Source organism: Pseudoalteromonas sp. SR43-5, from assembly GCF_014163835.1.
Lineage (GTDB): Bacteria > Pseudomonadota > Gammaproteobacteria > Enterobacterales > Alteromonadaceae > Pseudoalteromonas > Pseudoalteromonas distincta.
Genome location: NZ_JACJEA010000056.1, coordinates 1 through 10,043, shown reverse-complemented (window position 1 = coordinate 10,043; position 10,043 = coordinate 1). Strand labels below are relative to the sequence as shown.

The 10,043-nt window shown below is 39.0% G+C and carries 11 protein-coding genes and 1 pseudogene; 4 read left to right on the top strand and 8 right to left on the bottom strand.

Going from position 1 to position 10,043, the window contains the following annotated elements; genetic code table 11:
* Positions 1–130: pseudogene (locus tag H5090_RS20255) on the top strand (elongation factor Tu); the annotation flags it as partial.
* Positions 131–361: 231 nt separating this feature from the next.
* Complete coding sequence (locus tag H5090_RS20250) at positions 362–1,006, top strand: hypothetical protein (RefSeq protein ID WP_182696592.1); 645 nt, start codon at positions 362–364, stop codon at positions 1,004–1,006.
* Positions 1,007–1,051: 45 nt separating this feature from the next.
* Here H5090_RS20250 and H5090_RS20245 read toward each other — a convergent pair whose 3' ends face one another.
* The 5 genes from H5090_RS20245 to H5090_RS20225 form a co-directional block, all read right to left on the bottom strand.
* Positions 1,052–2,248: a dipeptidase gene (locus H5090_RS20245; RefSeq protein WP_182696591.1), complete on the bottom strand. Its 1,197-nt coding sequence runs from the start codon at positions 2,246–2,248 to the stop codon at positions 1,052–1,054.
* A 64-nt stretch (positions 2,249–2,312) separates the two neighbouring features.
* On the bottom strand, positions 2,313–2,567 hold the full coding sequence (locus H5090_RS20240; protein ID WP_007378894.1) for a YheU family protein: 255 nt from the start codon (positions 2,565–2,567) through the stop codon (positions 2,313–2,315).
* A complete protein-coding gene (locus H5090_RS20235; RefSeq protein WP_024595257.1) occupies positions 2,564–3,556 on the bottom strand; it encodes a hydrolase in 993 nt (330 codons plus the stop codon). Before H5090_RS20235 ends, H5090_RS20240 begins: the two co-directional genes overlap by 4 nt.
* An 881-nt stretch (positions 3,557–4,437) precedes the next feature.
* On the bottom strand, positions 4,438–4,860 hold the full coding sequence (locus tag H5090_RS20230; protein WP_182696590.1) for a TIGR02444 family protein: 423 nt from the start codon (positions 4,858–4,860) through the stop codon (positions 4,438–4,440).
* Positions 4,844–6,766 carry an ATP-binding cassette domain-containing protein gene (locus H5090_RS20225; protein WP_182696589.1) on the bottom strand — a complete coding sequence of 641 codons (1,923 nt, stop codon included), beginning with the start codon at positions 6,764–6,766 and terminating at the stop codon, positions 4,844–4,846. Before H5090_RS20225 ends, H5090_RS20230 begins: the two co-directional genes overlap by 17 nt.
* 132 nt (positions 6,767–6,898) lie before the next feature.
* Between H5090_RS20225 and H5090_RS20220 the strand changes: the two genes are divergently transcribed.
* The gene (locus H5090_RS20220; RefSeq protein WP_007378899.1) at positions 6,899–7,102 is read left to right on the top strand and encodes a YheV family putative zinc ribbon protein; all 204 of its coding nucleotides are present in this window, start codon (positions 6,899–6,901) and stop codon (positions 7,100–7,102) included.
* Between the two features lie 32 nt (positions 7,103–7,134).
* Here H5090_RS20220 and H5090_RS20215 read toward each other — a convergent pair whose 3' ends face one another.
* Positions 7,135–7,350 carry a SlyX family protein gene (locus H5090_RS20215; RefSeq protein ID WP_007378900.1) on the bottom strand — a complete coding sequence of 72 codons (216 nt, stop codon included), beginning with the start codon at positions 7,348–7,350 and terminating at the stop codon, positions 7,135–7,137.
* Entirely contained in the window at positions 7,337–8,335 is a 999-nt protein-coding gene (locus tag H5090_RS20210; RefSeq protein WP_182696588.1) for a WD40 repeat domain-containing protein, read from the bottom strand. Before H5090_RS20210 ends, H5090_RS20215 begins: the two co-directional genes overlap by 14 nt.
* Positions 8,336–8,550: 215 nt before the next feature.
* Here H5090_RS20210 and fkpA point away from each other — a divergent pair, with 215 nt between their 5' ends.
* On the top strand, positions 8,551–9,297 hold the full coding sequence (gene fkpA / locus H5090_RS20205) for an FKBP-type peptidyl-prolyl cis-trans isomerase (protein WP_182696587.1): 747 nt from the start codon (positions 8,551–8,553) through the stop codon (positions 9,295–9,297).
* Between the two features lie 65 nt (positions 9,298–9,362).
* On the opposite strand, the gene rsd is transcribed toward fkpA, so the two are convergent.
* The gene (gene rsd, locus H5090_RS20200; protein WP_182696586.1) at positions 9,363–9,833 is read right to left on the bottom strand and encodes a sigma D regulator; all 471 of its coding nucleotides are present in this window, start codon (positions 9,831–9,833) and stop codon (positions 9,363–9,365) included.
* Between the last annotated feature and the right edge of the window lie 210 nt (positions 9,834–10,043).

The following is a 10,043-nucleotide window of genomic DNA, read 5'->3' as shown; positions in this document are numbered from 1 at the left end:
GCCTGGTGATAACATCAAGATGACAGTAACTCTAATCGCACCAATCGCGATGGATGAAGGTCTTCGTTTTGCTATCCGTGAAGGTGGTCGTACTGTAGGTGCTGGTGTTGTAGCAACTATCGTAGAGTAATAATTAACTTTAAAGTTAATTGTTAGAAAAAGGTCACTCAGGTGGCCTTTTTTAATGCCTGAAGAAAAGTGATTTGCTCCTAGGTATAGCATTATTGCCATAGCTTGGGTTGAGTTTTACGAAACCTGAGGGAAAGTTCTTTGTGGTATTATTTGCCAAATAAGGCGGCTTTGGGCATCCTAAAAAAGCTTTTAGAGTAAAGCTGTGTCAATAAAATAAAAAGGAATTAATTTGGACTCTTTTTTTAACTACCTTGAAAAAATAGATAAGAGATATCCTGTCTGGGACTTATCACTGTTTTTTATATTAATTTATTTACCGATTTTACAGAGGGTTTATATGGAATTAAGTATTGCTTATCTTCTTACGTTAATTATAGCTGGAATTACTGCTGTTATTGCTTTTATAACGTATAAAGTCGCAGTTAAGTCACATGAAGCATCTAAACAGGCTGTTAAACTTTCTAAGTTGCAGCTAACCGCTGAGCTTTGCTTAAAGCTTTATGAATTGAAGGACTATATAGACATTAAAGAAAATACTTCTGGATTACTTCTTTTAGATTTCTATAGCTTAATTATTGACCGCGATGAATATATACAGAAGTATGGCAGCCTTATATCATCAATAAAAGATAATGCAAGAGCATCAATATTAGATCAAAGGCTATCTGAAAAGCTAGTTAATGTATGTGACTTTATTTTGAAAGACTCAGATTCAAGACTCGAGCTAACGATTAATGAGAAAGTTGAGACCTTTTCGCCTAAAGAATTATTTAGGGTTAACACAGATAGTGATAACCCTAATATTTACTTTCAAGCTTTGCATAAAAATATTAATGAAACAGTTTTAAAAGCCATAAAAGAACTTAAGCACTAAAGGAAATTCAATAAGCACTAAAGGTTTGCTATTTAACTTTCGCGATTAATGCTTTTTAGCATACTCTTGCGCTTGTTTTAAAACTCTTAATAAATTGCCACTTAAAATCTTTTTAATATCTTTGTCGCTGTAATCTCTATCCATTAAACCTTGGACAAGATTTGGGTAGCTAGATACATCTTTTAAGCCGATAGGTAATGAATCGCCAACTCCATCATAATCAGAGCCAATACCTACATAATCAATACCAATTAGCTCAACTACGTGATCAATATGGTCAAGTACTTGCTCAAGACTTGCAAATGGATACGGATTTTTAGCACGGTACGCAGCATCAAAATCGTTACTTAACTTAGTGCCTTCTTTTTTAGCTGACTCTTTTGTACTTTTTAATTGCTTGCCCCAACTACCTGCTTTAGCGGTAACAAAGCTTGAGCCAAAGTTGATTTGAATAACGCCGCCATTTTCTTTAAGTGCTAATAACATATCGTCATTCATATTACGCTCAAAGCCAGGCGTGTATTTACGAAGTGATGAATGAGAGGCAATTACTGGTGTTTTAGAAAGCTCCATAACCTGATAAAACGCATCATCAGAAATATGCGATACGTCAATTAGCATGCCTATATTATTCATTTCAGTGACAAGCTTTTTACCAAATGGGCTTAAGCCTTTCCATTTACGGCGTATATCGTAAGACGAATCCGAAATATGGTTGCTTTGCGAGTGTGCTAGCGTGATGTAACGAATGCCACGGTCGTAAAAGTGCTGAAGGTTTTTCATATCCCCTTCGATTGGAGAGCCATTTTCCATACCCATTGCGATAGAGAGCTTACCTTGTTTAAATTGCTCCTCTATATCACTGCTTGAGCTAGCAATAGCAAACTTATCGGGTGCGCGCTGGACTATGGCTTCCATACTATCAATCATTTGATTGGCTAGCTGGTAGCTTTTTCCTTTACCCTCAAACTCTAAATGCGCAGGAATATAAATCGACATAAACGGTGCGTTTAAACCGCCTTTTACAGCGCGAGGATAGTCAAAATCGCCATCACTAGTTGCTTTGGTTACATCAACCCAGCTTTCGTGAATTCGATAAGGTACGTCAATATGGGTATCAATTAAAATGGTATCTTTAGCGAGTTTAATTGCCTTATCAGATGCTGTTATTGTTTGTTCTGCTTGGGCTTGGCTAGTTAATGCTAGTGATATGGCTACCACTAGAGTGCTGAGTTTTATCATGTTTTGGCTCTTTGGGTAAAAAGCCATTGTGTACGTTCAACTCAAAAGTTACAAGTACTACGCCTTAATCAAACGACTGTGCTTGATGCTCTTCACTTTGCAGCGCTTTAAATTCGCCCTTCGAAATAATAGTTACTGACTCATGTAATTCTGAGAAAAATACCATGGCTTCGCCATTTTTAAGCTGTAGCTTAACTTGGTTAACTTTAGATTCGATGCTTGCTTCTACTTCGCCATAATCGGTGCCTTCACGTAAAACATAGCTTTCTATTAGGTTGTAAAGGGTGTCTTTATCGAGTTGTTCAAAAGGAATAATCATAATTGCTCTTTGTTTGCATTGCCTAAAACATGTTGCCCAAAATAGCATGGCACGGCTTTCTCTAACCAAAATATAGGCTTAAATGGGTTTTTACCGCTAATAAAACCAACGTGTCCGCCCTTGTCAGAGATGCGCAGCGTAACATGCTCACTTACATCTTGCCTACTCGGTACGGCTTTAATTGAGAGCATCGGGTCGTCTTTGGCATGAATAATAAGTGTGGGTATAGCGATATCTTTTAAGTACGGCATAGCACTGGCTTTGCGATAGTAATCGTGGGCATTTTCAAAGCCATGTAACGGTGCTGTAAGTTGGTTATCGAACTCTAATAAATCATCAATATTCATTAATTGATCGGTAGTTATAGGAATTTGCTGCTTAATTTGCGGTAATTTACGTTGCATCGACTTTTTCATGCGATCGAGCAAATACTTTTGATAAATTTTACCTAAGCTTTTACGAATAACATCACTTGATGATGATAAGTCATAAGGCGCCGATACCACTGCAGCTGCATTGAGTGGGCAGTTTGTATTCTCTTCGCCTAAGTATTTAGCAAGCACATTACCACCAAGCGAAAAGCCCACGGCAACCATCGCTCTATCTGGGTATTGTTGCTTAAGATGATTTATAAAAAAGGCTAAATCGGCGGTGTCACCGCTGTGATAAGCACGTGGAAGGCGGTTTACTTCAGTTGAGCAGTTTCTAAAGTGCATAAGCACAACTGCATAACCTTGTTTTTTTAAAGCCTTCATCATGCCTTTGGCATAAAAGCTATTTATATTGCCTTCAAGGCCATGCAAAACAACGGCAAGTGGTGCGGTTTCATTATGTGGAAGTGACCATGCGAGCTCAATAAAGTCACCATCGGGCGTATCAAGTTGCTCAAGTTCGTAGCGAGTGTGGTGAAATGGGCGGAAAAAACGCGGCATTATGGTTTGAACGTGACGATTGGTCATCCACCATGCTGGTTTGAACTGAGAGATCATGTTTGTACTACGCACTTTGTATTAAACGAAAAGCTAGTGTACCAAATTTTTCGCTTCAGAAAATAAAAAGCGCCTAACTAGTAAACTAATAAGGCGCTTTAGTGCGTCGTGCTTAATTTTGTTCGGGAATTTCTGCATCATGTATTTTTTTCAAAAAGAAAAAAGCAAAAAAGATACACAAAGAAACAACGATGGTTAAAAACCCAAAAGACATAAATAAAACTGGATCTGTAAAAAAGTCTCTAAAAAATACGTTCATGAGTTGTTCCCCTCGTTGTTGATGGGTTAATCATAGGCGGTATTTGCAGGTCGCAACGTGATCGAGATCAAGTTATTTACATAAGCAGATGTAGGAGCGAAGCTAAGTTGATTTAGATCATGCTTTAAGGGCTACTAAGTTATTACCACTGAGAGCTAAGAGAGTTTTTTGCTTGAAATAGTGAGCTGATCTTAATTCATGCTTTTCCACTTCCCCTAAAAGCGTAGCGCTTTAAACTTTTTTGAGTAAACCACTTAGAGATTTTTTGCTCAAAGAGAAAAGAATGAGAAGTAAATGAGGGTAGAGCAATAAACTGCTCAATATTTATATCTAAGTAATTTAGTTTGTTTTCCTCTAAAAGCGAAGCGCCTCTTAACCTCTTTGTGAGTAAATTACTTAAAGGTCTTTGCGCAAAAGGAAGAAAAAGAGAAGAAAATTAGGGCAGGGTAATAAAATGCTGAGCTAAACAACCGCTCAATATTTATATTTTTACCTAAGTAATTTAGTTTATTTTCCTCTAAAAGCGAAGCGCCTCTTAAGCTCTTTGTGAATAAGTCACTTAAAGGTTTTTTGCACAAAGAAAAGAGAATGAGAAGTGAAAGAGGGCATAAAAACTAGCAACCTAAGTGGCTTTCAGATATAGCTCAATATTGTTTGGTTCTGCATACTCGACTAATTCAAACTCATTTATTGCTGAAATCAACATATGTTGCTGTTGTTTTTCAAGCTTCAGCTCAGCGCTTAGCAACTCTGCGCGTATTGTGGCGTAATCACTTATTGTATTCTGATTAGCTTTTAAATAGCTGCGTGCGGCGCGCAGAGGCTGTAATGCGTGAGTATCAAACTCACTAGTTACATTTATTAACTCATTTAACTGTTGGGCATTAACACTTAAATTTAATGAATCTAAATAAAGCAGTAATAAGCATAAATTAACATTTTTTCCTTGCTGGTTTTGTAGTGCCAGCAAGGTTTTTTGTTGCTCAGGCTTTGCGTACAAGGTGCACGCAAATTGCCAAAAATGGTCGCTATTGAGCAAGTTCATCGGCGAATGCTTGCTCTTTTTCTTCCATTTCTTCAAGTGCCATAAGTAACTCTTCTTCAACGTCGTTAAGTTTAGGTGTAAGCGTTGCTTGCTTGGCTAATAACTCTTTAAGCTTGGCTTTGTTGTCATCGTTGTAGAGTTCGTTGTCGCCAAGGGCTACTTCAACTTCACTTAATTCAGCGGTGAATTTATCGAGTTGCTTTTCCAGCTTTTCAATTTGCTTTTTAAGTGGCTGAGTGGCTTTTCTAAATTCCGCCTCTAAGCGCTTTTGCTCCTTACGGTTAACACCTGGGTTTACTTTAGGCTCGTCGTTTTGCTGCGCTTTAACCGCTTCTTTATTGGCATTCAGTAACCACTGATAATACGCATCTAAGTCGTAACCAAATTGCGTTACTTTGCCATCATCTACTAAGTAAAACTCGTCGGCAGTGTTTTTAAGCATATGGCGATCATGCGATACGGTAACCATAGCGCCTTCAAAGCCTTGTAGTGCCATAACCAGTGCATGGCGCATTTCTAAATCAAGGTGGTTAGTTGGCTCATCGAGTAGTAATAAGTTTGGTTTTTGATATACCAACATAGCAAGTACTAAACGTGCTTTTTCGCCGCCCGAAAATGGGGCTACAGGCTCAAGGGCTTTATCGCCAATAAAGGCAAAACCACCTAAAAAGTCACGTAGTGATTGCTCAGTAGCTTTAGGATCGAGTCGCTGTAAATGCATTATTGCACTGGCTTTTAAATCAAGGGATTCAAGCTGATGCTGCGCAAAGTAACCAATATTTAAACCGTGATGCTGAATAACTTCGCCAGCTTGCGGCTCTAAATCACCAGAAAGGAGTTTAATTAGCGTTGATTTACCCGCACCATTTCTACCAAGTAAAGCAATTCGGCTACCTGGTACAAGGTTTAGCTCTATATTATTTAAAATAGTGACGTCACCATAACCCGCTTTGGCTTTATCTATTGTCATTAGTGGGTTTGGTAATGCTTTTGGCTCTGCAAACTCAAAGTTAAATGGCGAGTCGGCATGTGCCGGCGCTAGTTTTTCCATGCGTTCAAGTGCTTTTACACGGCTTTGTGCTTGTTTAGCTTTACTGGCTTTTGCTTTAAAACGCGTTATAAACTGCTCAAGGTGCGCAATTTGATCTTGTTGCTTATCAAACATTGCTTGTTGTTGTAGTAAGCGCTCAGCTTTTTGGCGTTCAAACTGCGAGTAGTTACCTTTGTACACGTTGATAAGTTGCTTATCTACATGCCAAATTTGGTCAACCACCGCATCTAAAAACTCACGGTCATGCGATATAAGTACAAGGGTGCCAGTGTAAGCACGTAAAAAACGCTCAAGCCAATAAACAGCATCTAAATCAAGGTGGTTTGTTGGCTCATCGAGTAATAGTAAATCGGCGTCGCGTATCAATGCTTGGGCAAGGTTTAAACGCATTCGCCAACCACCCGAAAAAGAGCTTACAGGGTTTTCTATAAGGTTATTGGCAAAGCCTAAGCCATGTAATAGCTCACCTGCGGTCGATTCAATGCTGTAGCCTTTAATGTTTTCAAGCTGAATATGTACTTTGGCTTGTGTGTCGCCATCGTTGTTTTGCTCGGCCTCACGCAGTGCTATACGCATTGCGTAGTATTCTGGGTGGCCTTGAAGTACATAATCAATTGCGCTTATTTCAAGGGCGGGGGTTTCTTGTTTTACCGAGGCAATAGACCAATCTTTGGGAATACTGCAATTACCAGCATCGAGTTGCAATTCAGATTTTAGTAAACCAAATAACGTTGATTTTCCACAGCCATTAGCGCCAACAAGGCCTACTTTATGTTCTGGGAATAACGTAGCTGATGCATTTTTTAATAAGGCTTTACCGCCACGAAGTAGTTCTATTTCTGAGATTTGGATCATGAATGCGTTACTTTGCTATGCCCTTGTTAAGTTGGCGCTATCATAACATAGAACTTAATGCTCTTATCAAGCGTATCAACAAGTGAAGTTATACGATAAAATAGCAGTAGTTCAAACCACAGGAAAAATGTTGTGAGACAAAAGAAGCGATTTATTGCTGGTGCATCGTGCCCTGACTGCAAAGCCATGGATACTATGATGCTATACAGAGAACATGATGTTGAAAAAGTAGAGTGTGTTGAGTGTGGCCATAAAATGGCGCAACCAGATAACGCTGTTCAGGCGTCTACTCGCCAATTTGAACAAGTAATTGGTGTATTTAAACCGGGCGACTAACCCGGTTTTTTATTGCCTAATTTTTACCGGTTTTAGTAATGCGGTGGAGGCGGCTCAGGTGCTTCAGACATCATAGACGATGATGACTGCGACTCTTTAATTTTTTCTGCTAGCAGCTCAGTTTGGCGTTTCATTTTTGCTAACAGTTGCTGGTGCACTTTTATTTCATCATTTAAGACTTCAATTGTTTCGTCTTGAAAAGCCACTTTGGCTTCAAGTTCCATTAAGCGATGTTCAATTGTGTTCATTATTCTCTCGTATAATAAATCGCTCTGCGATACCGCTGGAGCTTTCGGTTAACAACGACTTACCGTTATCTGTAAATGTCACATCTAGCACCACCGCCGATTTAGGCTTGCTGCCTTCGCGCGGGGTAACCTGCCAAGTTTGAATTTTTTCACCGCTTGGTATTTGCCATAAATCTACGCGCTTATTTGGCGAGCCAGTTGCAAGCAAAGTGCCTTGTTCGTTAAAACGCACAGCAGTAAAAATTTTCTGACGCGCAATATACTTCAGTTTACTCACAAGATCACCTGTAGTCAGCTTCCATACATTTGCTTGTGCCATACTATCGGCCGTAAACGCATAGCGACCTTGTGGATCGAGCGTTACTTGGGTAACACGCGTTGGGTGATTAAAACGATGAATTACTTGCCCTGTACGTGTATCCCAAAAGTAAGCAACATAATCGTTAGAGCCACTCAAAGCAAAGCGTCCGTTAGGTGATAGGTCAACAGTGTTAACTTTATCTTGATGACCTAAAAACTCAATACGACGCCCAGTTTCTAGGTTTACAAATACGACAACGCCGTCGCTACGGCCGTATAAAACACTACGGCCTTGATTGCTAATAGCAATATCGCGAATACTGGCTTTTTGTATTTTGTAATAACCTTTATTTTTGCCTGTGGTTATATCCCACACAGCAAATGTGGTTTTTTCGGCGGTAACTGCCACGCTGTTATCAAAAGCAATGGCAACAGCGTACACTAGGCTGTCTTGTGACTGCTGCTGAAACCATTGGTATTTTAGCACTTGCTGTTGATTATCCCACAGGGCGACCCCATGGTTGATAGAGGAGATCAAACTGTATTTACCATCGTTTGAAACTGTTGATGAAAACGCACCTTGTGCAGCATGTTCGTAACTTGCTACAGAGTGTTGTTGATTATCGGTACAGGCGATGGCTAAAAAACAGCTAAATACGATTAAAAAAGTACGAAATATCGACATATTACAGGTATTTCCCCTTAACTCTTAGTGACTGAGAGGTTAGACTAGGACGCGTTAAATGCCTAGGTTGTTTGTCTAATCACTGGATATGTTTTTAGTTTAGCTAACAATATGGAATTTAGTCATTAAACAAGCAGCCTATCATGTGGGCCGTTAATCTTTCACTAGTAATAATACATTAAAATGACAACTGCAAAGTATGTCGGAGATTTAAAATGAAAAAGACGATTAGATTGTCATTGATTGCAGCGTCAGTTTTAGCGCTTACAGCTTGTAATCAAGAAGCAAAAAAAGAACAAGCTGAAGTTAAATTAGACACTGTAGAACAGCAACAAGCATACGGTATTGGTGCATCTGTAGGTAACTTTTTAAATAAAGACCTAGCAGACAAATCAGAAATTGGTATTGAACTAGACCAAGCACTTTTAATTCGTGGTTTTGAAGATGCGCTTGCTGGTAATGCAAAAATTGACGAAGAAAAAATTCGCGAAGTATTAACTGCACTAGATACATCAGTACGTACTAAGCAAGAAGAAAAAGCTAAAGTAGAGTCTGAAAAAAGTAAAGAAGCAGGCGCTAAATACCTAGCTGACAACGCTAAAAAAGAAGGCGTTACAGTAACTGAGTCGGGTCTACAGTACGAAGTACTTAGCGAAGGCGATGGCGAAAAGCCAGTGGCAACTGATGTAGTTAAAGTACACTACAAAGGGACTTTATTAGACGGTACTGAGTTTGATAGCTCATATGCGCGTAACGAACCGACAACTTTCCCTCTTAACCGCGTAATTGCGGGTTGGACTGAAGGTTTACAACTTATGTCAGTGGGTTCTAAGTACAAGTTCACTATTCCTTCAGAACTTGCTTACGGTGACCGTGACTTAGGTAAGATTCCAGCTAATTCAACACTTGTATTTGAAGTTGAATTACTTGAAATTCAAAATGAAGAAGCACCAGCACAATAATAAGCTTATTGTGTAAATGCAAAAAGGGACCTTAGGTCCCTTTTTTAATATGCGTAAGTAACGTATTAATTCGTGTGATTAGAAAACAAGTTATCAATAAGCTCATCTTCAAGTGCAAAACGAGCTTCTAATGCCTCACCAATAACAGATAAGTCATTATCAAAATCTTTCAATAAGTCTTCTTTACCTACTTCTGCGTACTTATCATTAAAATCTAACGCCACATCGGTTGTGCTAGAAATACGCGGGTAAATAGAGTTTGCAAGCTCTTGGCTTTGTAAGCCCTTTTTTTCGCATGCTTTTGCTATATCGTCATATACTTCAAAATGGCCTGCAGATAGGTAATCCATTAAAAGCTGGCAAAATGATTCAATTAGTTTTGGCTCTGGCAATGCTTGATCTTGCTTTTCGTATGGCGTAAAGCCTGCAATTTTGCAGTAAAGTACAATAAGTTCTTGGCGTTCGTTTAGCCATTTATCAATTACTGTGTGGCTACCACCCCATTTCTGTTGAGCTTTTTCTACACGCGTCAGCATAACTGTTCTCCTAGCTGGGTTGGTTTTTAATTTAAAATATAATAAGTTTATGTACATCAAGATATATTTAATTTGCGCGTATATCAACAAGTAAAGTTGAGCTACTTTGAGGGTTGTACCTTTTTATATAAACCGAGGCGAGGGATTTTATTTTAGGCAAGAAAAAACCACCAGTTACGGTGGTCTAATTTCTTTCAGTGACTTGTTATA

What these genes read in the sequence shown, in the direction of transcription:
- H5090_RS20245 (WP_182696591.1), bottom strand. Translation starts at nt 2,248, where the DNA reads ATGATAAAACTCAGCACTCTAGTGGTAGCCATATCACTAGCATTAACT.
- H5090_RS20240 (WP_007378894.1), bottom strand. Translation starts at nt 2,567, where the DNA reads ATGATTATTCCTTTTGAACAACTCGATAAAGACACCCTTTACAACCTA.
- H5090_RS20235 (WP_024595257.1), bottom strand. Translation starts at nt 3,556, where the DNA reads ATGATCTCTCAGTTCAAACCAGCATGGTGGATGACCAATCGTCACGTT.
- H5090_RS20230 (WP_182696590.1), bottom strand. Translation starts at nt 4,860, where the DNA reads ATGAACTTGCTCAATAGCGACCATTTTTGGCAATTTGCGTGCACCTTG.
- H5090_RS20225 (WP_182696589.1), bottom strand. Translation starts at nt 6,766, where the DNA reads ATGATCCAAATCTCAGAAATAGAACTACTTCGTGGCGGTAAAGCCTTA.
- H5090_RS20215 (WP_007378900.1), bottom strand. Translation starts at nt 7,350, where the DNA reads ATGAACACAATTGAACATCGCTTAATGGAACTTGAAGCCAAAGTGGCT.
- H5090_RS20210 (WP_182696588.1), bottom strand. Translation starts at nt 8,335, where the DNA reads ATGTCGATATTTCGTACTTTTTTAATCGTATTTAGCTGTTTTTTAGCC.
- fkpA (WP_182696587.1), top strand. Translation starts at nt 8,551, where the DNA reads ATGAAAAAGACGATTAGATTGTCATTGATTGCAGCGTCAGTTTTAGCG.
- rsd (WP_182696586.1), bottom strand. Translation starts at nt 9,833, where the DNA reads ATGCTGACGCGTGTAGAAAAAGCTCAACAGAAATGGGGTGGTAGCCAC.